Raw genomic sequence first — 22,457 nt, forward strand, 5'->3', positions numbered from 1 at the left:
TGCTGCGTTAAAAACAGCCTCAAAATGCTCATTTACAGCACGTAAACTGCGCTTTCTCGGCTGTTTTTGTGGGGCTGCCCAGGCCTTGCACTGACTGCCTCGCCTACGTTTTTCAACGGCCTGTTACGCCAGCTCAGAGACTGCGCAGCGCCACCAAGACGAGAAAATGCGCCGGATAGAAGAGGTAAGCCCAGCGCCTGACCGGCGGCACCGGGAATGGCGGCTGGAGGCGCAATAGCAGCAGGCCCAACAATGGCGCAAACAGGCACATGGCAAGCACGCTCCATGCGAAGGGATCACCACGGGCCGCATCGGCATAGAAAGGCGCCCAGTAATTGGCCGCCAGGCAGCCGAGCATAGGCAACAGCCACACGCCACGGGGCCCGCGCAGGGCCAGCAGGAAAGCCGCTGGCAACAACGCACCAAAGACGCCGAACATCAGCCATTCGTGAGCCAATACAGCGGTCGCCAATGCCCCGGCGCCCAGCCAGCGCGCCTGGATGTCGGCCCGCTGCACGGCATTGGCAATCAGCAGCCCGAGCACCAGGGTCGGCATCACGTTGAGCGATTCGGCGGTCGGCACCAGCAGCCGGTATGGCCATTCGGAGATCAGCGAGAACAGCAACAGCCAACCTAGGTAACGGGCGGTCACACCACCAGCGTTGCCCACCGTGGGCCGTGCGACGTTGGCGGCGATGGCCAAGCAGAACAATGGAAAGGCCAGGCGGCCAGGCACATAGAGGAAATACAGCTCGGGCCAGGCATGGCGCAGGTGATCGATCAGCATGGTCAGCAGCGCCAGCCATTTGATCAGATCGAGGGCCGCGTCGCGGCTAGGGGAAGGATGGTGTGGGAAAGAAGAAGGCATGCACGCCCATCACGCTGACGGATAAAGCATCAAGGTAGAGGTTGCCAGCGCCATGGCGCAAACGAAAAGGGCGGCGTAGAGCGTACGCCGCCCTCAAGGCTTACTGCAGCTTTTCGTTGCAGCTGCTCGAGGCCGTGACCAGACGCTTCTGCAGCGCCGCATCCGGCGGAACTTGCTTGCTCATCTCGGCCATTTCCGCCTCGCTGAACTCTTGGCTGACCTTGGTCGCTGCGCAATCACAGAAGGCTGTCAGCTTTTCCTGCGAGTGGCCGGACTGAGCGCCCTTCACGCACTCCTGAACGAAGGTCGACTTGGCCTCCGGCGACCAGGGCTCGGCGGCCACGGCTGGCAGGGCGAAGGCAAGCGGTGCGAACAGTGCGATCAGATGACGGTAGCTCATGGTGGGCTCCTGTAGCTTGGGATCGGCGAGTCCTTGAGTGAACTCTCTGTTTTGTGAGCCCATCGGCGCCCGTGAGTTCACAATTAATGGCACGCCTGAGCATGGCTGGCCAACGGAACAATATGTCGCGCCAGCGAGTTCTATGCACCGGCGCGGCGGGATACAGTACCGGCATACGCCCGCACGGGGCGACGCAGACAAGGACTCCTCAATGCCCGAAAACGCCCAGCAATTCGCCAGCGACAACTACTCTGGCATCTGCCCCGAAGCCTGGCAGGCCATGGCCGAGGCCAACCAGGGCCATCAGCGCGCCTACGGTGACGACGACTGGACGGCCCGCGCCGCAGACCACTTTCGCAGCCTGTTCGAAACCGACTGCGACGTGTTCTTCGCCTTCAACGGCACCGCTGCCAATTCCCTGGCCCTCGCCTCCCTGTGCCAGAGCTACCACAGCGTGATCTGCTCGGAGACCGCCCACGTCGAGACCGACGAGTGCGGCGCGCCGGAGTTCTTTTCCAACGGCTCCAAACTGCTCACCGCGCGCAGCGAGCAGGGCAAGCTTACGCCGGCCTCGATCCGCGAGATCGCCGTCAAACGCAAGGACATCCACTTCCCCAAACCGCGGGTGGTCACCCTGACCCAAGCCACCGAAGTCGGCACCGTCTACCGCCCCGAGGAAATCCAGGCGATCAGCCAGACCTGTGACGAACTGGGCCTGAACCTGCACATGGACGGCGCGCGCTTCTCCAATGCCTGCGCGTTTCTCGGCTGTACGCCGGCCGAATTGACCTGGAAGGCCGGCGTCGACGTGCTGTGCTTCGGCGGCACCAAGAACGGCATGGCGGTCGGTGAAGCGATCCTGTTCTTCAACCGGGGCCTGGCCGAGGACTTCGACTACCGCTGCAAGCAGGCCGGCCAGCTGGCCTCGAAGATGCGCTACCTGTCGGCGCCCTGGGTGGGCATCCTGCAGGACGATGCCTGGCTGCGCTACGCCAACCACGCCAATCACTGCGCCCAGCTGCTCGCCAAGCTGGTGGAAGACGTACCCGGCGTCAGCCTGATGTTCCCGGTCGAAGCCAATGGCGTATTCCTGCAGATGTCCGAACCGGCCATCGCCGCCCTCACCGCGCGCGGCTGGCGCTTCTACACCTTCATCGGTGCCGGCGGCGCGCGCTTCATGTGCTCCTGGGATACCGAGGAAGCACGAGTGCGCCAGCTGGCTGCAGATATCCGCGAAGTCATGGCCGCCTGAGCAAAGCTTTGGGCCGGCATCGCGCCGGCCCTCATCCACAGCCTCCGCAACGCCCCGCCGCATCACTTCCTAACTGTGGATAACCCGTTCTACCCAGCACAAAACCGCTGCTAAATCCCGCATGGGCGAGACATGGCCACGCGCTATGCTTCGCACACCAGTGAGCACTGCTCGACTACATCCCCAGATTCCGTGGAAAGCGCTGTGCATAAACTGTCGCTAGATGGCTACGGCCCAGCATTCACGAGGGCTTCCGGCCATCGTACAAAAAACGTTCTATTTCAATAGGTTGTGAATCAGGTTACGCACAATCGCTGTGCAGGAGCGCTTTCACAAGCTGTGCATATGTGGCCTCAGGCCTTGCTACTAAAGGCCTGTAGAAAGCTGATCACATTTTGACCAGTGCCTTTAGGTGCCAAGTAATCCACAGCACCAGCCAAGTGCGTTTATCTCTTGTGGACATCCATCCCCAGCAACCGGGGACGATAATGGGGATAAGCTGTCGGAAAAGTTCTGAAGGCCTTGCTATCAAAGGGCCACAGCAAATCGAACAAAAAATGATCGGCAGCTTCGCCTTGGCAACTTATCTACACACAGAAACTGTGCGCGCTTCTGTGCATAAGTTGTAGTGAATGGGCTGGAGGCCTCAAGCCGTGCGGCATTGAGAGAGATGAACGTTTTTTGATCAAGCGTCTGCGCCCAGTATTTATGAGGCGGCAGCGCCATGAAACCTGCAGCAGGGTGAATAACCCGCCGTCCATTTTCCCCAGACTCCGTGGATCAAGCTGTGCACAAGCTGTCGCCACCAGGCTGAAAGCCTCGTGAACAGGGGCCTCCAGCCCGAAGATCAAAAAACATACAGGCGATCAAGCCGACGCTCAGGCAGCGCGCCGTGCAGGGCTGCATAACGCTGTGAATAGCGCTGTGGATAAGCTGTTCAAGCCTGCGCTCTTGAACGGATAGCTCGCCGTCTATCCGTTCAAAAGCCGCTGATATAAAGGGTTAGCGAAAGATGTCGCCCGCCTTGCACACAATTACTGTGCGCCGGGCTGTGGACAAACTGTTGGATAGCCGCCACAGCGCCCGTAATCCGGGCGACGCAGCGGCCTGATCACATTTTGATCAGCAGGTCAGTAATCGATGCTCACGTCGTTACGCGGCACGCTGCAGCAGGACAGGATGTAACCCTCGGCCACGTCCTCGTCGGTGATCCCGCCGTTGTGCTCCATGTCCACGTCGCCCGCCGTCTTGAGCACTTTGCAAGTACCGCATATACCCATACCGCAGGCCTTGGGGATATGCAGGCCGAGCTTGGCAGCTGCCGCGTGAACGGTTTCACCGGGGCCGACCTGAATGCTCTTGCCGGTGCTGGTGAAGGCCACCTGGTTGCGTTCTGCGGCCGGAACCTCCGGAGCATCGGCGGCCAGCTCGGCCAGTTCCTTGACCTCCTGGCGCACTTCGGCCGGCACCGGGCCGAAGGCTTCCTCATGATAGCGGCTCATGTCGAAGCCCTTGGCCTCGAGCAGACGCTTGACCGCGCTCATGTAGGGCGTCGGGCCGCAGCAGAAGATTTCCCGCTCCAGATAATCCGGGGCCATCAGCTCCAGCATCGGCTGGTTGAGGTAGCCCCGGTAACCCGACCAGGACTCGCCAAGGCCGTGTTTCTCGCAGATCACGTGCAGGTTGAAGTTGGCGATCCGCGCGGCCATGTGTTCCAGCTCGCGCTGATAGATGATGTCCTTGGGCGAGCGGGCACTGTGCACGAACACCATGTCGACGTTGGCGTTGGTGTCGTAGAACCAGCGCGCCATCGACATCACCGGGGTAATGCCCACCCCGCCGCTGAGGAACAGTACCTTGTCGGCCGGAAAGTCGATGGCATTGAACAGCCCGACCGGGCCGTGCACCGCCAGCTCCTGGCCCTCGGACAGGTTGTCGTGCAACCAGTTGGAAACCTTGCCGCCCGGCACCCGCTTGATGGTGATGGAGAAGCTGTAAGGCACCGACGGCGAGCTGGAGATGGTGTACGAGCGCATCACCGGCTGGCCATCGATCTCCAGCTCCAGGGTGACGAACTGCCCCGGCTTGAAGAAGAACAGCACGGGCTGGTCGGCCATGAAACAGAAGGTGCGGACGTCCCATGTTTCCTGGATGACCTTGACGCAGCGCACCAGGTGGCGGCCGTTGCTCCAGGTCTGGGTAGTGACGGGATAGAGGAAGTCGTTCGACATGTCGGTTCTCTCGCGCACGCAGGCCGCTCACCGGCCCATTCTTTGCCGCGATTGTGCGCAACGCATCTGGGCCTCATTTACCTGCCAGCGACATCGGCATGCTAACGGCGACCTGCCCCGTAGACACTGGCGTACCCAGTCGGGAAATGATTCGGCCATGTCGCCCATGGATAAGGTTCGCGCCGCGCCGGGCTCCACACTCGCCCCCAAGCCGAACAGGATAAGAGCGTCCGCCGCAGCCCCTGAGCAATGCGCCACTCGGCAGGCGATCCGGGCCAGGCGACGCCACCTTGCGTCAACCGCAACAGCCTATTTCATAGCGGCCGCAGCGCGTCCGCCACGAGGAGTTTCCCGATGACCGTCACCTCTAATCTGAGCCTTGGCGACCCGCTGGAACCGGCCCGCGCCGCAGCAGCCGAAATGCTGCAGAACCGCGAGCGCACCTTTTCCCTGCCGCAGCCGTTCTACAACGACGAGCGGGTGTTTCAGCTCGACATGCAGGAGATTTTCCACAAGGAATGGCTGATCGCCGGCATGACCTGCGAGATTCCAGCCAAGGGCAACTACCTGACCCTGCAGATCGGCAACAACCCGATCATCGTCATCCGCGGCGCCGAGGGCGTCGTGCATGCCTTCCACAACGTCTGCCGCCACCGCGGCTCGCGCCTGTGCACCAGCGACAAGGGCAAGGTCGCCAAGCTGGTGTGCCCGTACCACCAGTGGACCTACGAAGTGGATGGCCGCCTGCTGTTCGCCGGCACCGAAATGGGCGCCGACTTCAACCTGGCCGACTATAACCTCAAGCCGGTCAACTGCAAGACCGCCGGCGGTTACATCTTCATCTCCCTGGCCGAGAACCCACCGGCCATCGACGAGTTCCTCGCCACCCTGGCGCACTACATGGAACCGTACGACATGGAGAACGCCAAGGTGGCGGTGCAAACCACCCTGATGGAAAAGGCCAACTGGAAGCTGGTGCTGGAAAACAACCGCGAGTGCTACCACTGCAACGGTTCGCACCCGGAACTGCTCAACACCCTGCTGGAATGGGACGACACCCACGACCCTCGCGCGACCCAGTCGTTCAAGGACCACGTGGCCGAATCCGCCGCCAAGTGGGAAGCCGAGAAGATTCCGTATCTGCACGCCGGCTTCGGCCTGCGTAACCGTATCGTGCGCATGCCGCTGCTCAAGGGCACCGTGTCCATGACCATGGACGGCAAGCAGGGCTGCAAGAAACTGATGGGCCGCATCCAGAACCCGGACCTGGGCTCGATGCGCATCCTGCACCTGCCGCACTCCTGGAACCACGCCATGGGCGACCACCTGATCGTATTCACCGTGTGGCCGATCAGTGCCCAGGAAACCATGGTCACCACCAAATGGCTGGTGCGCAAGGACGCCGTGGAAGGCGAGGATTACGACATCGCCCGCCTGCGCGAAGTCTGGGACGCCACCAACGACCAGGACCGTCGCCTAGCCGAGGAAAACCAGCGCGGCATCAACTCCACCGCCTACCAGCCCGGCCCGTACTCGAAAACCTACGAGTTCGGCGTGGTCAACTTCATCGACTGGTACAGCGAGCGCATGCTCAGCAACCTGGGCGCCGCGCCGGCGCCGTATCTGCGGGATGTGAAGACGCAGTAACCGGACTCACTCGATAGCCCCGCTCGGTTTTACACCAGCGGGGCTTCTTTTTGTCTACCGGTCTTAGCGATCGTCGCACCTCGGACAATAGCTGCGGATGCTCTAGAGGTCCCTCGCCAAGTGGCCTATCAGCACGCTGCCTTGCGCTGTAGCACATAAGTGCTACTCTGCGATGAAATCTCGGGAGACGGCTATGAGCACCACCACCCTGCGCTTGCCAGATGACCTTAAAGCCCGCATTGCCGAAATGGCAGAACGTGCTGGCACGACTCCACATCACTTCATGCTGGAGGCCGTCGCGGAAAAGACCGCGCAGGCAGAGCAGCGCGCGGAATTTGAAGCGATTGCCGAGCACCGCTATGCGCACCTGCTTGAAAGCGGCCAGACTCTGGGCTGGCAAGAAATGCGAGATTATCTGCAAGCCCGCGCCGCCGGCCAATCACTACCCCGACCAGTCGCTCGCGAACGACACGACTGATGGTCGCTCGCATCGAGCTGGCTCCAGAGGTAGTCGACGACTTCGAGCGCATTCTCTACCACCTCGAGCAAAACCAGAGCCAACAGTCACAGACACGCATTGCCGATATTCTGGAAACCATAGGCCTGCTGGAGCACAACCCTTTGATTGGCCGCCCGACCACGAATGGCATGCGAGAACTGGTGATCGGCCAGGGTACCCGAGGATATGTCGCGCTCTATCGCTACCTCGCAGAAATGGACGTGGTCTTTGTACTCGCCATCCGCGGGCAGCGTGAAGCAGGCTTTTCGCAGCCTATCGATAGGTAGCGGCCCGCAGCCAAAGTAACTCCGCAGCTCGCTGAACGCATGCAAGAGGTTCGCTCTGCGAAGCGCCGGCAACCTCATTACCGTATATCGCCACCGCATGGGGCAACGCGCCCACGAAATAGCCAACGCCCTCCGGGTACTGGGAGCCGCCACCTCGTGGCAGTGGGTGCTGGCAGCGACGGAATCGCAGCAAGGCTGCTATGGCAAACCGATAGTCCGTCCGACATGGGTTGAGGGCGGCAGGTCGATTTGCGTCGCGGCCAGCTCCCCTACCCGCACTTCCACCTGCGTATCGAAAGGTACCGATCGCCCTGCTAACGTGTCGATATTCATCAGCATCTGTTCGCTCTCCGCCACCACCGTCTCATCGTCGCAGCGCTCGAGCAGGTGGTGGACATGCAGGCGCTTGCGGTCATGACCGAGCAGTTGGGTGCGCACCTGAACCTCGACGCCAAGCTTCACCTCGGCCAGAAAGTTGAGGTGGCACTCCAGCGTATAGAGCGTGTGCCCAGTACGCGCCCTGCCCGCTTCGTCGAGGCCGATGAGATCCATCAGCCCGTCGGTGGCAAAACTGCAGATCAGCAGGTAATAGGCGTCGCGCAGGTGGCCGTTGTAGTCGACCCAGTCGGCCTGCACCGCGGTTGTGTAGGTAACCGGCAGCATGCTCAGTCCTCGAAGGCGAAGCCGTGGCGGGCCTTGGTTTCGCGGATCGCGCCAAGCACGGCCAGCAGGCAATCGTCACGGTAGCGCTCCAGCTCGGCGAGGCTGCGCTGGCCCTGCTGGACCGATGTGCCGGCGACCACGTCGTCGATCAGCTGGTCGGTCAGCTCGGGCGCCTGCAGGTAGGTCCAGGGCAGTTTCAGCGCCGGGCCGAACTGGGCCATGAAGTGGCGCATGCCGGCGTCGCCGCCCGCCAGGGTGTAGGTCAGGAAGGTACCCATGAACGACCAGCGCAGCCCGGCGCCGAAGCGGATCGCGTCGTCGATCTCGCCGGTGGTCGCCACGCCGTCGTTGACCAGGTGCAGCGCCTCGCGCCACAGCGCTTCGAGCAGGCGGTCGGCGATAAAGCCCGGCACCTCCTTGCGCACGTGCAGCGGGCGCATGCCCAACGCGCTGTAGACGGCGATGGCCGCTTGTAGCGCCTCTGGCGCGGTGCGTTCACCGCCAACCACTTCGACCAGCGGCAGCAGGTACACTGGATTGAACGGGTGACCGACCACGCAGCGCTCCGGGTGCTGCGCCTCGGCGTAGAACTCGCTGGGCAGCAGGCCCGACGTGCTGGAGCCGATGATCACATCGGCCCGCGCCACGGCGCTGATGCACGCGTGCAGCGCGAGCTTGAGGTCGAGCCGCTCGGGTGCGCTCTCCTGGATGAAATCGGCATCACGCACGCAAGCATCCAGGTCGGCGAAAAAGCGCAAGCGCTGCACCGACGCCCCCGGCGCCAGGCCCTGCTTTTCCAGCGCCGGCCAGGCATTGGCGATGCGCGTGCGCAGGGCTGCTTCGGCGCCGGGCGCCGGGTCCCAGGCGTGCACGTCCAGGCCACGGGCCAGGGCGCGGGCGATCCAGCCGGCGCCGATCACGCCAGTGCCCAGGGCGGCGAAAATCTTGATATCGGTAACGAAGGACATGTCAGGCTCCCGTTCGCAGGCTAGCGGCCTTGCAGATTCATCTTCGCCCGGCCCTCGGCTGGGCTGAGCACACGGCCACCGAGGCGCTCGATGATTTCCACCGCCCGCTCCACTAGCGAGCCATTGCTGGCCGGCACGCCCTTGTCCAGCCAGATGTTGTCTTCCAGCCCCACGCGCACGTTGCCGCCCAGCAGCATGGCCTGGGCGAGCATCGGCATCTGCATGCGACCGATACCGAAGCCGGCCCAGGTCAGCCCCGGCGGCAGGTTGTCGACCATCGCCTTCATGGTCGCGGTATCGGCCGGCGCGCCCCAGGGGATGCCCAGGCACAGCTGGATCAGCGGATCCTCCAGCAGGCCCTCCTTGAGCATCTGTTTGGCGAACCACAGGTGGCCGGTGTCGAAGATCTCAAGCTCGGCCTTCACGCCCAGTTCGGTGATGCGCTTGGCGCCCGCGCGCAGCTGCGCCGGGGTGGAAACGTAGATGAAGTCGCCATCGCCGAAATTCAGCGTGCCGCAATCCAGGGTGCAGATTTCCGGTCGCAGCTCCTCGATATGGGCCAGGCGGGTCAGCGGCCCGACCAGATCGGTACCGGCACCGAACGCCAGCGGCTGCTCGCCCTTGCCGATCTCCAGGTCGCCGCCCATTCCGGCAGTGAGGTTGATGATCACGTCGGTATCGCTCTCGCGAATGCGCTCGACCACCTCGCGATACAACGCCACGTCGCGGCTCGGCTTGCCGGTGTGCGGGTCACGCACGTGGCAATGAGCAACGGTGGCACCGGCCTTGGCGGCCTCGATGGCGGCCTCGGCGATCTGCCTCGGTGTAACGGGAATGGCCGGGTGGCGGCCAACGGTGTCGCCGGCGCCGGTGACCGCGCAGGTGATGATGACTTCGTGGTTCACGGTCGTGCTCCTTTATCGAGGACGAACGCCGCCCCCGCGCAGTGCGCGGTGACAGCAAGGGCTTGGGTTATTGGCTGAGTTTCAGGGCCTGGGCGGCCGGCTTGCCGTCGCGGCTGGTCACGCCTTCGAGCCACCCGGCAACCACCTCGGGGTTGGCCGCGATCCACTCGCGCGCCACCTTGTCGGGCGCCTGGCGATCCATGATCGGTTGCATCAGTTCGGCCTCCTGCTCGCTGGTGAAGCGCAGGCTGGTGAGCAGGCGATTGGCGTTGGCGCAGCGCTGTGCGTAGTCCGGCGCAGTCACGGTGGACACAGTCGCGGCGCCGTCGTTGGGGCCGAACACGTCCTCGGTACCGGACAGGTAGGTGATCGGCATCTGCAGGTTCATCGGGTGCGGCTTCCAGCCGAAGAACACCACCGGCTTCTCGTTGCGTACCGCTCGGCCAACGGCAGCGAGCATGCCAGCCTCGCTGGATTCGACCAGCTTGAACTCGCCAAGACCGAACTGATCGCTGTCGATCATCTTCTGGATCGCGGTGTTGGCGCCCGACCCGGCCTCGATGCCATAGATCTTGCCGTCGAGCTGATCCTTGAAGCGGGCGATATCGGCAAGGGTCTTGATGCCCTGCTCGGCCGCATAGGTCGGCACGGCGAGTACCGCCACGGCATCGTCCAGCGACGGCTTGTCGGCCACCTTCACGGCACCAGCATCGAGGAAGGGCTTGATGTTGTCGTCCATGATCGGCTTCCAGTAGCCGAGAAAGGCATCGACCTGGCCCTTCTGGATGCCGGCGAAGATGATCTGCTGCGAGGCCTGGGTCTGGGTGGTTTCATAGCCCAGGCCTTGCAGCAACTGGTTGGCCACGGCGGTGGTGGCGACCACATCGGTCCAGCCGACGGCGCCGAGGCGGACGGTCTTGCAACTGGCCTCTTCGGCGGCCAGCAGGGGCGCACTGAACAGGGTGACGGCGCAGCAGGCTGCGAACGCGGTGAGCGTTTTCATGAGCGGGGCTCCTCAACGGTTTAGTCTGGTTTTTAGTACCGTGTGACCGGAACAGCGGGATTCCGATGGCGCCACCTTACGCAGTTACTAGGTTGGTAATTCGCACCATATCGACATAAAACCAGAACATAACGACTTGATGATCGGGTCACGCTGCCGTTAGATGGAGCTCTACGCAGCGAGTACTCCAATGCCTGATCGCTTCTGCTTTCTACTGTTGCCCGGCTTTTCGATGATGGGCCTGATGTCGGCCATCGAGCCGCTACGGGTCGCCAACCGTTTTCACGCGCCCCATTACCACTGGCGGCTGCTCAGCGCCGACGGACAGGCCGTGCCGGCCAGCAATGGCATGTCGCTCAATGTCGATGGTGCTCTGGATGACGACCTGACCGACACCAGCCTCTTCGTGGTAGCCGGCTTCGAGCCACTGGCGGGTTTCGGGCCGCAGCTGGCCGCCCGCTTGCGGCGTGCCGAACGCGAATGCCGGGTGCTCGGCGCCATCGATACCGGCAGCTTTGTGCTCGCCGAGGCCGGGCTGCTGGATGCCCGGCAGCGATTTACCCTGCACTGGGAAGCGCTGGATGCCTTTCGTGAACGTTATCCACAGCTGCAACCGACCCAGGAGCTGTTCGAGATCGATGGCCGGCGCATCACCAGTGCCGGGGGCACCAGCAGCCTGGACCTGATGCTCGGGCTGATCGGCCGTGACCATGGCGAGCCGCTCTCGATCCGCGTGTCCGAGCAATTCGTGCTGGGCCGCATCCGCACCCGGCTGGATCACCAACGCATGCAGGTCAGCAGCCGCTACGGCATCCACGACAAGAAGCTGGCATTAGTGATCGCCGAAATGGAGCGCTGCACCGAGGAGCCGCGCAGCCCGCAACAACTGGCCGACTCCGTAGGCATCACCACCCGCCAGCTGGAGCGGCTGTTCCGCACGCACCTGGCCACCACGCCAGTCACCTTCTACCTCGCCCTGCGCCTGGACAAGGGCCGCCAACTGCTGCGTCAGAGCGACCTCAGCGTGCTGGAAGTGGCCCTGGCCTGCGGCTTCGACTCGGCCTCCTACTTCGCCCGCCGCTACCGCGCGCGGTTTGCAGTCAGCCCGCGGCAGGATCGGCACGAAACAGCCCCACCCACTCTACGACCGTGAAAAGTCGCAAGCATCCTACGGGCTGCAAAGTGGCGCAAGCGGCCGTTATTCGATCCACTGTAGGAGCCGCGACCTCGCGGCGATTCGCTCAGGCACCGCCGAAATAGGCAGTCAGGCTGCAATCGTTTCGCCCCGAGGTCGGGGCTCCCACAGGTTGGTTTGAGTGGCTGCTCATGCCTTGTAGCTGCATACCGTGGAACAGGCCTGCCCAAAGAGGCTTATCCACCGGCGACTCCGGCTTGACGCTTTCGGCAATCCCCCCGTCGTTTTTGCATCGGGTCGCCCTGGCGTCGAGGCATATGCTGCCCACAAAGCGCCAGCAGCGAATCTGGTGCATTCATTCAAGGGGAGCCGCCTGATGAGCCCAGCCGAATTGCACGCCGACAGCATCGTCATCGACGGTCTGATCATCGCCAAGTGGAACCGTGAACTCTTCGAAGACATGCGCAAGGGCGGCCTGACCGCGGCCAACTGCACCGTGTCGGTATGGGAAGGCTTCCAGGCCACCGTCAACAGCATCGCCGCCAGCAGCAAGCTGATCCGCGAGAACAGCGACCTGGTGATGCCGGTGCGCACCACCGCCGATATCCGCAAGGCCAAGGAGCTGGGCAAGACCGGCATCATCTACGGTTTCCAGAATGCCCATGCATTCGAAGACCAGCTCGGCTACGTCGAGGTGTTCAAGCAGCTCGGCGTGGGCATCGTGCAGATGTGCTACAACACCCAGAACCTGGTTGGCACCGGCTGTTACGAGCGCGACGGCGGGCTGTCCGGCTTCGGTCGCGAGATCGTCGCCGAGATGAACCGGGTGGGCATCATGTGCGACCTGTCCCACGTCGGTTCGAAGACCTCCGAGGAAGTCATCCTCGAATCGAAAAAGCCGGTCACCTATTCGCATTGCCTGCCTTCGGGCCTGAAAGAGCACCCGCGCAACAAGTCCGATGAGGAACTGAAGTTCATCGCCGACCACGGCGGCTTCGTTGGCGTGACCATGTTCGCGCCGTTCCTAGCCAAGGGCATCGACTCGACCATCGACGACTACGCCGAAGCCATCGAGTACGTGATGAACATCGTCGGTGAAGACGCCATCGGCATCGGCACCGACTTCACCCAGGGTCACGGCCAGGACTTCTTCGAGTACCTGACCCACGACAAGGGCTATGCCCGTCGCCTGACCAACTTCGGCAAGATCATCAATCCGCTGGGTATCCGTACCGTCGGCGAATTCCCCAACCTCACCGAAACCCTGCTCAAACGCGGCCACTCCGAAAGCGTGGTGCGCAAGATCATGGGTGAGAACTGGGTAAGGGTACTCGCCGACGTCTGGGGCGAATGATGAATACCTGCGCAGCCTACTGCGCCCACCGATAGCGGCGTCGCGTCCTCGCGACAAGCTCGCCGTACAGTCGTACTGCTCTCGCTTGTCGCTGCGGGTCTCCTTGCTCTCGGCGTGCTCGCTACGGCTCCACAGGCATTCATCCGCACCGTTCAAACATGCAAGACAACGAATTCTGGAGTTAACAACACATGGCCACCCACGCCCCCGAAATGCCCATTCAGGTCGACGACGAAACCGGCGTATGGACCACCGATGCCCTGCCGATGCTGTACGTGCCGCGGCATTTCTTCGTCAACAACCACCGCGGCATCGAGGAAGTGCTCGGCGCCGACAAGTACGCCGAGATTCTCTACAAGGCCGGCTACAAGTCCGCCTGGCACTGGTGCGAGAAGGAAGCCGAGTGCCATGGCCTGCAGGGCGATGCGGTGTTCGAGCACTACATGAAACGCTTGTCGCAGCGCGGCTGGGGCCTGTTCGAGATCCAGAAACTGGACATCGACGCCGGCTACGCTGAAGTGAAACTCAAGCACTCGGCCTTCGTGTACGTGTACGGCAAGGTCGGCCGCAAGGTGGACTACATGTTCACCGGCTGGTTCTCCGGCGCCATCGACCAGATCCTGTCCGCCCAGGGCAGCAGCCTGCGCACCGTCACCGTGCAGGAATATGGCGGCTCGGAAGAAGGCCACGACGATGGCCTGTTCGTCACCCGCCCGCTCTGAATAACAACAGGCGCGCCACTCGCTAGGCGCTCCACCCCGCATTGACCGTGAACGCAGTGCAGCCGTCGAATCGAGGAGAAGGTCATGGCCTTCGAAGCAATGTTCCAGCCGATCCAGATCGGCAAACTGACCATCCGTAACCGCGTACTCAGCACGGCTCACGCCGAGGTGTACGCCACCGACGGCGGCATGACCACCGAGCGTTACGTCAAATACTACGAAGAGAAGGCCAAGGGCGGCATCGGCCTGGCGATCTGCGGCGGCTCCTCGGTCGTGGCCATCGACAGCCCGCAGCAGTGGTGGAGTTCGGTGAACCTGGCCACCGACCGCATCATCCCGCACTTCCAGAATCTCGCCGACGCCATGCACAAGCACGGCGCCAAGATCATGATCCAGATTACCCACATGGGCCGCCGCTCGCGCTGGGACGGCTTCCACTGGCCGACCCTGATGTCGCCGTCCGGCATCCGCGAACCGGTACACCGCGCCACCTGCAAGACCATCGAGGTCGAGGAAATCTGGCGCATCATCGGCAACTACGCCCAGGCTGCGCGCCGCGCCAAGGAAGGCGGCCTGGACGGCGTCGAGCTGTCCGCCGTGCACCAGCACCTGATCGACCAGTTCTGGTCGCCACGCGTGAACAAGCGTACCGACGAATGGGGCGGCACCTTCGAAGGCCGCATGAAGTTCGGCATGGAAGTGCTCAAGGCGGTGCGCGCCGAAGTCGGCGACGATTTCTGCGTGGGAATGCGCATCACCGGTGACGAGTTCCACCCCGACGGCCTGTCCCACGAGGACATGAAGCAGATCGCCGCCTATTACGACGCCACCGGCATGCTCGACTTCATCGGCGTGGTCGGCTCGGGCTGCGACACCCACAACACCCTGGCCAACGTCATCCCCAACATGAGCTTCCCGCCGGAACCGTTCCTGCACCTGGCGGCCGGCATCAAGGAAGTGGTCAAGGTCCCGGTGCTGCACGCGCAGAACATCAAGGACCCGAACCAGGCCACGCGCATCCTCGAAGGCGGCTACGTCGACATGGTCGGCATGACCCGCGCGCACATGGCCGACCCGCATCTGATCGCCAAGATCAAGATGGGCCAGATCGACCAGATCAAGCAATGCGTAGGCGCCAACTACTGCATCGACCGCCAGTACCAGGGCCTGGACGTGCTGTGCATCCAGAACGCCGCGACCAGCCGCGAATACATGGGCGTGCCGCACATCATCGAGAAGACCACCGGCGCCAAGCGCAAGGTGGTGATCGTCGGCGGCGGCCCGGCTGGTATGGAAGCCGCCCGCGTGGCTGCCGAGCGTGGCCACGACGTGACCCTGTTCGAGAAGCAGGACAGCCTCGGCGGGCAGATCAGCATCGCCGCCCGCGCCCCGCAACGCGACCAGATCGCCGGCATCACCCGCTGGTATCAGCTGGAAATCGCCCGCCTCGGCGTCGACCTGCGCCTGGGTACGGCGGCCGATGAAGCGACCATCCTCGACCTGCGCCCGGACATCGTGGTGCTGGCCAACGGCGGCCACGCCTTCCTCGAACAGAACGAACACTGGGGCGCGGCCGAAGGCCTGGTGGTCAGCGCCTGGGACATCCTCAGCGGCAAGGTCGAACCCGGCAAGAACGTGCTGGTGTACGACACCATCTGCGAATTCACCGGCATGTCGGCGGCCGACTACCTGGCCGAGAAAGGCAGCCAGGTGGAGATCGTCACCGACGACATCAAGCCCGGTGTGGCCATGGGCGGCACCACCTTCCCGACCTACTACCGCAGCATGTACCCCAAGGAAGTGGTCATGACCGGCGACATGATGCTGGAAAAGGTCTACGCCGAGGGCGACAAGAAAGTCGCGGTGCTGGAGAACGAATACACCGGCGCCCGGGAAGAGCGGGTGGTCGACCAGATCGTCATCGAGAACGGCGTGCGCCCGGACGAGGGCCTGTACTACGGGCTCAAGGACGGCTCGCGCAACAAGGGCCAGATCGACGTCGAGGCGCTGTTTGCGATCAAGCCGCAGCCGTGCCTGTCCGAGGTGGGCGACGGCTACCTGCTGTTCCGTATCGGCGACTGCGTGGCCCAACGCAACGTGCACGCGGCGATCTACGACGCCCTGCGCCTGTGCAAAGACTTCTGATCTAAACGACGCCCTTGTGGGAGCGGGCGGGGACGCCTAGTCCATGCCCGCGATTGATTTGCGCCAAGGCTGCGCCCGGTTGCGGGCCGGCCCGCTCCCACCACATCTCGTCCGGTGAGGACAGACCGATGCTGAACACCCTTCTACCCATTCTGCTCTTCGCCGCCCTGGCCCTCGCGGTCATCGGCGCGGCCAGGCGCTTCTTCATGTGGCGCCGCGGCCGCCCGGCCAAGGTCGACTGGATCGGCGGCCTGCTGAAGATGCCGCGGCGCTATCTGGTGGACCTGCACCACGTGGTCGAGCGCGACAAGTACATGTCCAAGACCCACGTGGCCACCGCCGGCGGCTTCGTGCTGGCGGCCGTGCTGGCCATCGTCGTGCACGGTTTCGGCCTGCACAACCGCATCCTCGGCTTCGCCCTGCTGGCTGCCACGGTGCTGATGTTCACCGGTGCCCTGTTCGTCGCCAAGCGCCGCCTGGCCCCACCCTCGCGCCTCTCGAAAGGCCCGTGGATGCGCCTGCCGAAAAGCCTGCTGATGTTCGCTGGCAGCTTCTTCATCGCCACCCTGCCGGTGGCCGGGATTCTGCCCGCTGGCTTTTCATGGCAGAGCAGCGGCGGCTGGGTACTGGCGGCGATCCTCGCCGTTGGCGTGGCCTGGGGCGTTTCCGAGCTGTTCTTCGGCATGACCTGGGGCGGGCCGATGAAGCACGCCTTCGCAGGCGCTCTGCACCTGGCCTGGCACCGCCGCAGCGAACGCTTCGGTGGTGGGCGCTCCACCGGCCTGAAGGCGCTCGATCTGAACGACCCGAAAGCCCCGCTGGGTGTGGAAAAACCCACCGACTTCACCTGGAACCAGTTGCTCGGTTTCGACGCCTGCGTGCAGTGCGGCAAGTGCGAAGCCATGTGTCCCGCCTTCGCCGCCGGCCAGCCGCTCAACCCCAAGAAGCTGATTCAGGACATGGTCATCGGCCTGGCCGGTGGCAGCGACGCCAAATTCGCGGGCTCGCCCTACCCAGGAAAGCCGCTTGGTGAACACAGTGGCGGCCCGCACCAGCCGATCGTCTCCCTGCAGGGCAAGGCCCTGGTCGATGCCGACACGCTATGGTCGTGCACCACTTGCCGTGCCTGCGTCGAGGAGTGTCCGATGATGATCGAACACGTCGATGCCATCGTCGACATGCGTCGTCATCTGACTCTGGAAAAGGGCTCGACCCCGAACAAGGGCGCCGAGGTGCTGGAAAACCTCATCGCCACCGACAACCCCGGCGGCTTCGCACCGGGCGGCCGGCTGAACTGGGCGGCGGACCTGAACCTGCCGTTGATGGCCGACAAGGGCAGCGCCGAGGTGCTGTTCTGGGTTGGCGACGGCGCCTTCGACATGCGTAACCAGCGCACCCTGCGCGCCTTCGTGAAGATCCTCAAGGCATCCGGCGTCGACTTCGCCGTGCTCGGCCTGGAAGAGCGCGACAGCGGCGACGTCGCCCGCCGACTCGGCGACGAAGCGACCTTTCAGCAGTTAGCCAAGCGCAACATCACCACCCTGAACCAGTACCGCTTCAAGACCATCGTCTCCTGCGACCCGCACAGTTTCCATGTGCTGAAGAACGAATACGGCGCCCTGGGCGGCAATTACCAGGTCATGCACCACAGCACCTTCATTGAAACCCTGCTGCAGCGCGGCAGCCTCAACCTGGGCCAACACAAGGGCGGATCGGTCACCTACCACGACCCGTGCTATCTGGGCCGCTACAACGGTGAGTACGAGGCGCCGCGGGCGGTGCTCAAGGCCATCGGCATCGAAGTCAAGGAGATGCAACGCTCGGGCTTTCGCTCGCGCTGCTGCGGTGGTGGCGGCGGCGCGCCGATCACCGACATCCCCGGCAAGCAACGGATTCCCGACATGCGCATGGAAGACATCAAGGAAACCGGCGCCGAGCTGGTCGCCGTCGGCTGCCCACAGTGCACCGTGATGCTCGAAGGCGTGGTCGAACCGCGCCCGCAGATCAAGGATATTGCCGAGCTGGTGGCAGAGGTGTTGATCGAAAGCGAAGTGCCGCAGAAGAAATCCGTCGCGCAACCCACTGCCGTGGAGGTGGCCTGAATGAGTGACATCATCCGCCGTGACCCGCGTGCCGAGCGTATCGCCCGCAACCGCCTGCATCCGCTGCACGCTGCCCTGCAACCCCAGCAGATCCAATGGATGGGCCCCAACGGCATCGTCCGCAAGAACCCGCACGCCGCAGCGGCCGGCTTTATTGGCCCGGCCGGCATCAAGCGCATCGACCGCAGTGGCGCCCAACAGGGCGGCAGCGGCAAGCGCCAGACCGGCAGCGCCCAGGTACAGCTGCCGCTGCATGTGGTCGAGCAGCCGGCCCTCATCATCGCCGTGGTACCGGACATGGTCGGTGGCCGCCTGAGCAGCCACGACAAGGATCTGCTCGGCCTCGCCCATCAACTGGCCGGCAAGGATGGCGCCGTGCTGGCCGTGGTTTTCGGCGAGCACAAGGAATCCGCTTTCGACAACGCGGGGGTCGACCGCCTGCTGCAACTCGAAGGCGACGAATACAGCGGCTACTCGCCCGAGCAGCGCGTGTTGGCGCTGCGCGCCGTGGAGAACCAGTTCGGCCCGCGCCACTGGCTTCTGCCGGATAGCCGAGCGGGCGGCGGTGAACTGGGCCGCCGCCTGGCTTCCGGCCTGGGCGAGCGCCCGGCCACCCGCGTCTGGCAGGTCAAGGATGGGCAGAGCACCGGTCGTGCCGGCGCAGGCCGCGAAGATATCGCGCGGGCAGCGCCGCGGCTGATCCTGGCCGCCGCCGAGTGCGCCGAGCCGGTCAGCGAAACCCGCCATGAAGCACGCCAGGTCGAGCTGTCGGCGCAGGTTCCGCGCAATCTGCCACGCATCGAAGACCTGGGCTCGGTCGCCGTCGACCCGGCGCAGATTCCCATGGCCGAATCCGAATTCATCCTTTCCGGCGGTAACGGCGTGAAGGACTGGGATCTGTTCCACCGCGCCGCCGTCGCCTTGGGCGCCACCGAAGGCGCCTCACGGGTGGCGGTGGACGACGGCCACATGCCGCGGGCCCGTCAGGTCGGTGCCACCGGCACCTGGGTTACCGCGCGGGTCTACGTGGCGGTGGGCATTTCCGGGGCGATCCAGCACCTGCAGGGCATTGGCGCCTGCGACAAGGTGGTGGCCATCAACCTGGATCCGGGATGCGACATGATCAAGCGCGCCGACATGGCGGTGATCGGCGACTCGGCGGCGATCCTCCAGGCCTTGATCGAGCGCGTGGAAGCACACCGCAACGGAGCCAAACGCGATGCCGCATGACTCTCTCGGTCGCTTCTGGTGGGAGCGGGCCATGCCCGCGAAATCGCACACACAACGGGAGATCCGGCATGGCTGATCTGAACGTCGTCACCCTGGTCTCCATCGGTTCGCACCCCGCCTCGGGCCGCCCGCGGCGCGCCGAACAGGACGCTCGCGCCGTCGAGCTGGGCCTGCGCCTGGCCGGTGAAAAACTCAACGTCGTGCATGCCGGCGACCCGCAGGAAGACACCCTGCGCGCCTACCTCGGCATGGGCTTGCCGGGTCTTACCGTACTCGAGCAGAGCCGCGAGGCCGACGCCCTGCCAGCCCTGGCCGAACACCTGCAACTGGCCAAGGCGCAGCTGGTGCTGACCGGCAGCCAGTCAGAAACTGGCGAAGGCTCGGGCATGCTGCCCTACCTGCTGGCCGAGCGCCTGGGCTGGCCGCTGGTCGTCGGCCTGGCAGAAGTGGAAAGCATCGAAGGCGGCAGCGCCCAGGTGCTGCAGGCCCTGCCCCGCGGGCAACGGCGGCGGCTGAAGGTGCGGCTGCCCTTCGTCGCCAGTGTCGATGGCGCCGCACCGGCAGCCCGGCAGAGCGCATTCGGCCCGGCACGGCGCGGCACTTTGGAGCGTGAAGCGGTGGAGCTGGTCGACGACCCGCTGTATGCCGACGCGCAATGGCAACCGGCCCGGCCGCGCCCCAAGCGCTTGAAAGTGATCAAGGCAAAGACCGGTGCCGAGCGCATGAAGGCGGCGACCGCGAAAGCGGCGGGCGGTGGTGGTCAGGTAATCACCGGCGTCTCGCCACAGGAAGGCGCAGAGGCTATCTTCAAGCTACTGCTGGATGAGGGCGTGCTGCGCTGACGGTACGCCGATTACGAACTTGCCGCGAGGACGCCCACGATGATGCATACCGAACTGATCGACCAGGAAGATCTGCGCGAACGCCTGGTCGCCCTTGGCTTCAGCGTTCCCAGCGGCGCCACCGCCGAGCAGGCCTGCGAATACGCAGTGACCGGCTTGTGCCCGGAGCGCGCCCTCGCCCTGCGCCACATGGTCGAAGACATCCTCGCTGGCAGCGCGACCGTGCTACCGACCGTGCGCGAAGCCATTTCCCGCACATTGCTGCCGGCGCTGGTGCCGCGCAACTGAACGACCCGACCGCGCCGCACGCTTGATCGCTCGGGCGTGGGCATTCGACTCACGAATACTGTGCGCAGACCTGTGGATAAACTGTTGGATAACCGCGCAACGCTACCATTCACGGGCCGCTTGGCCGGCTGGCCAATTTTCGCTCGACGGCGGCATCACGCCTGCCACGAAAGGCCCGATACAACGCGCTTTCAGCCTTGGATCAATGATTGGCCTGGCGGCATCATGCCCGCTGATGTTTTGCGCACAAATACTCTGTGCATAACTGTGGATAATCTGTGAAAGACGGCGCAGACGCCACGGCTCTCGGGCGTCTGCGGGAATTGAACATTTTTTGTGCGATGCGAAAAATCAGATGATCCGCACGCTGGCGAACGTCGACTCGCCCTGGGCACGGCTCAGCGCCGCCATGGCCGATGACGACTCGTGCAGCAGTTCATCGTGTACCGGCACCAGTGCCACGACGTTGGAGCTGCTGCCGGCACGCTCGTCACGCGGTGGAATGCCGAAGTACTCGCGGTAGCACTTGGAGAAGTGCGGCGTGGACACGAAGCCGCAGACCGAGGCTACCTCGATGATCGACATGGACGTCTGCTTGAGCAACTGGCGAGCACGGATCAGGCGCAGCTTCAGGTAGTAGCGCGACGGCGAGCAGTGCAGGTATTTCTGGAAGAGGCGCTCCAGCTGGCGACGCGATACGTCCACATAGAGCGCCAGCTGGTCGAGATCGATCGGCTCCTCCAGGTTGGCTTCCATCAGCGCGACGATTTCCTGCAGCTTCGGCTGGTTGGTACCGAGCATGTGCTTGAGCGGCACACGCTGGTGATCCTGCTCGTTGCGAATGCGCTCATAGATGAACATTTCGGAAATCGCCGCCGCCAGCTCGCGGCCATGCTCGCGGCCGATCAGGTGCAGCATCATGTCCATCGGCGCAGTGCCGCCGGACGAGGTGTTGCGGTTACGGTCGATGGAGAACAACCGCGTGGTGATGGCCGCGCGTGGAAAGGCCTCCTGCATGGCGGCGAGAAATTCCCAGTGCACGCTGCAATCGTAGCCGTCGAGCAGGCCGGCCTTGGCCAACGCCCAGCTGCCGGTGCATACCGCGCCCATTTGCCGACCCTGACGAGCCTGGGCCTGCAGCCATTGCACATGATCGCGGGTGACGCTGCGCTGAATATCCACACCACCGCAGACGATCACGGCGCTCAGTGCCGGGGCGTTGGCCGTGCTGGCATCAGGGGTGATCTTCAAACCGTCGCTGGCGCATACCGGCTGGCCGTCGAGGGTCAGGGTGTGCCAGCGATACAGTTCCTTGCCGGAGAGCTGGTTGGCCATGCGCAGGGGTTCCACCGCCGAGGCCAGGGAGATCAGGGTGAAGTTGTCCAGCAGCAGAAAACCGATGGACTGGGGAACGCGACTCTGGAGCTGCGCTCCCTGATTGAACTGGGACATCAATGAACCCTCACGCTAACCAGGTTATGAGCCTTCATGGCGAGGCTCTGTTTTCTTGTAATTACGCCCGACTGGCAGTCAAGCAGATGACCTATGTAACGCAAAGGCCATGCCGACATTGAACGCCCGTTCAAACAAGAGCTGGCAGTAACTGAGAAGGCCGGTTGTCGGGCCTTGAAGGCACCCTGAAGCGGCAACGGGAAAAGGGCGCAATGTGCCATGCCACAAGGGCTTGAGCATTTTGGTAGCAGTAGCTGGCGTAACGGTGTTTCCGCACAGTCTGCAGGGGTAACCGAGCAGCACGACAAGAATATGACTGACCGGTCACGCAGGCGACATATCGGCCAGAAGCACCCATGCACCAAAAGCTGGCGAAAGCCCGCTGCGCTGAGCAAAAAATGCTCACTGCCGTGGGGCATCGACGCTTTTCTATCGGCTGGCCGATCGCTCCACGGTTGCAGTCG

Annotated in this window: 20 protein-coding genes; 12 read left to right on the forward strand and 8 right to left on the reverse strand. The window is 63.7% G+C overall.

Translation table 11 applies throughout. The annotated features are described in order from the left end of the window. Positions 1 to 133: 133 nt before the first annotated feature. The gene (locus tag BVH01_RS07415; protein ID WP_075929734.1) at positions 134 to 868 is read right to left on the reverse strand and encodes a TraX family protein; all 735 of its coding nucleotides are present in this window, start codon (positions 866 to 868) and stop codon (positions 134 to 136) included. Positions 869 to 968: 100 nt separating this feature from the next. Next, the gene (locus tag BVH01_RS07420; protein WP_075929735.1) at positions 969 to 1,268 is read right to left on the reverse strand and encodes a hypothetical protein; all 300 of its coding nucleotides are present in this window, start codon (positions 1,266 to 1,268) and stop codon (positions 969 to 971) included. Positions 1,269 to 1,479: 211 nt separating this feature from the next. Here BVH01_RS07420 and BVH01_RS07425 point away from each other — a divergent pair, with 211 nt between their 5' ends. Further along, on the forward strand, positions 1,480 to 2,520 hold the full coding sequence (locus tag BVH01_RS07425) for a low specificity L-threonine aldolase (protein WP_075929736.1): 1,041 nt from the start codon (positions 1,480 to 1,482) through the stop codon (positions 2,518 to 2,520). A 1,130-nt stretch (positions 2,521 to 3,650) separates the two neighbouring features. Here BVH01_RS07425 and gbcB read toward each other — a convergent pair. Then, positions 3,651 to 4,751, reverse strand: a complete 1,101-nt coding sequence (gene gbcB, locus BVH01_RS07430; RefSeq protein ID WP_075929737.1) for a glycine-betaine demethylase subunit GbcB — start codon at positions 4,749 to 4,751, stop codon at positions 3,651 to 3,653. Positions 4,752 to 5,105: 354 nt separating this feature from the next. On the opposite strand from gbcB, the gene gbcA reads away from it, so the two are divergent. From gbcA to BVH01_RS07445, 3 genes are all read left to right on the forward strand, one after another. Beyond that, positions 5,106 to 6,398, forward strand: a complete 1,293-nt coding sequence (gene gbcA, locus BVH01_RS07435) for a glycine-betaine demethylase subunit GbcA (RefSeq protein ID WP_075929738.1) — start codon at positions 5,106 to 5,108, stop codon at positions 6,396 to 6,398. Positions 6,399 to 6,591: 193 nt separating this feature from the next. Continuing rightward, the gene (locus BVH01_RS07440; protein WP_075929739.1) at positions 6,592 to 6,876 is read left to right on the forward strand and encodes a ribbon-helix-helix protein, CopG family; all 285 of its coding nucleotides are present in this window, start codon (positions 6,592 to 6,594) and stop codon (positions 6,874 to 6,876) included. Then, positions 6,876 to 7,184 (forward strand): type II toxin-antitoxin system RelE/ParE family toxin, encoded by a 309-nt coding sequence (locus BVH01_RS07445; protein ID WP_075929740.1) that lies wholly within the window; start codon positions 6,876 to 6,878, stop codon positions 7,182 to 7,184. Before BVH01_RS07440 ends, BVH01_RS07445 begins: the two co-directional genes overlap by 1 nt. Positions 7,185 to 7,382: 198 nt before the next feature. On the opposite strand, the gene BVH01_RS07450 is transcribed toward BVH01_RS07445, so the two are convergent. The 4 genes from BVH01_RS07450 to choX form a co-directional block, all read right to left on the reverse strand. Next, positions 7,383 to 7,847, reverse strand: a complete 465-nt coding sequence (locus BVH01_RS07450) for a thioesterase family protein (protein ID WP_075929741.1) — start codon at positions 7,845 to 7,847, stop codon at positions 7,383 to 7,385. Positions 7,848 to 7,849: 2 nt separating this feature from the next. Next, complete coding sequence (locus BVH01_RS07455; protein WP_075929742.1) at positions 7,850 to 8,815, reverse strand: L-carnitine dehydrogenase; 966 nt, start codon at positions 8,813 to 8,815, stop codon at positions 7,850 to 7,852. Between the two features lie 20 nt (positions 8,816 to 8,835). Then, complete coding sequence (locus tag BVH01_RS07460) at positions 8,836 to 9,720, reverse strand: 3-keto-5-aminohexanoate cleavage protein (protein WP_075929743.1); 885 nt, start codon at positions 9,718 to 9,720, stop codon at positions 8,836 to 8,838. 67 nt (positions 9,721 to 9,787) lie between these two features. Then, positions 9,788 to 10,723, reverse strand: coding sequence for a choline ABC transporter substrate-binding protein (choX, locus tag BVH01_RS07465; protein WP_075929744.1), 936 nt, complete (start codon positions 10,721 to 10,723; stop codon positions 9,788 to 9,790). Positions 10,724 to 10,913: 190 nt separating this feature from the next. Between choX and BVH01_RS07470 the strand changes: the two genes are divergently transcribed. The 8 genes from BVH01_RS07470 to BVH01_RS07505 all read left to right on the forward strand — a co-directional run bounded on the left by BVH01_RS07470 (position 10,914) and on the right by BVH01_RS07505 (position 20,541). Then, positions 10,914 to 11,876, forward strand: a complete 963-nt coding sequence (locus BVH01_RS07470) for a GlxA family transcriptional regulator (protein ID WP_075929745.1) — start codon at positions 10,914 to 10,916, stop codon at positions 11,874 to 11,876. Between the two features lie 358 nt (positions 11,877 to 12,234). Then, positions 12,235 to 13,212: a dipeptidase gene (locus BVH01_RS07475; protein WP_075929746.1), complete on the forward strand. Its 978-nt coding sequence runs from the start codon at positions 12,235 to 12,237 to the stop codon at positions 13,210 to 13,212. A 191-nt stretch (positions 13,213 to 13,403) separates the two neighbouring features. Beyond that, positions 13,404 to 13,934, forward strand: coding sequence for a DUF5943 domain-containing protein (locus tag BVH01_RS07480; protein ID WP_075929747.1), 531 nt, complete (start codon positions 13,404 to 13,406; stop codon positions 13,932 to 13,934). A gap of 84 nt (positions 13,935 to 14,018) precedes the next feature. After that, entirely contained in the window at positions 14,019 to 16,079 is a 2,061-nt protein-coding gene (dgcA, locus tag BVH01_RS07485; protein ID WP_075929748.1) for a dimethylglycine demethylation protein DgcA, read from the forward strand. A 128-nt stretch (positions 16,080 to 16,207) separates the two neighbouring features. Continuing rightward, positions 16,208 to 18,181 carry a dimethylglycine demethylation protein DgcB gene (gene dgcB / locus BVH01_RS07490; RefSeq protein ID WP_075929749.1) on the forward strand — a complete coding sequence of 658 codons (1,974 nt, stop codon included), beginning with the start codon at positions 16,208 to 16,210 and terminating at the stop codon, positions 18,179 to 18,181. Further along, entirely contained in the window at positions 18,182 to 19,411 is a 1,230-nt protein-coding gene (locus BVH01_RS07495) for an electron transfer flavoprotein subunit alpha/FixB family protein (RefSeq protein WP_075929750.1), read from the forward strand. 68 nt (positions 19,412 to 19,479) lie between these two features. Then, positions 19,480 to 20,253, forward strand: coding sequence for an electron transfer flavoprotein subunit beta (locus BVH01_RS07500; protein ID WP_075929751.1), 774 nt, complete (start codon positions 19,480 to 19,482; stop codon positions 20,251 to 20,253). Between the two features lie 39 nt (positions 20,254 to 20,292). Then, positions 20,293 to 20,541: a hypothetical protein gene (locus tag BVH01_RS07505; RefSeq protein ID WP_075929752.1), complete on the forward strand. Its 249-nt coding sequence runs from the start codon at positions 20,293 to 20,295 to the stop codon at positions 20,539 to 20,541. Between the two features lie 351 nt (positions 20,542 to 20,892). Here BVH01_RS07505 and BVH01_RS07510 read toward each other — a convergent pair whose 3' ends face one another. Further along, entirely contained in the window at positions 20,893 to 21,993 is a 1,101-nt protein-coding gene (locus BVH01_RS07510; RefSeq protein WP_075929753.1) for a GlxA family transcriptional regulator, read from the reverse strand. Positions 21,994 to 22,457 lie beyond the last annotated feature (464 nt).

This window comes from Pseudomonas sp. PA1(2017) (assembly GCF_001945375.1).
Taxonomy (GTDB): Bacteria; Pseudomonadota; Gammaproteobacteria; order Pseudomonadales; family Pseudomonadaceae; genus Aquipseudomonas.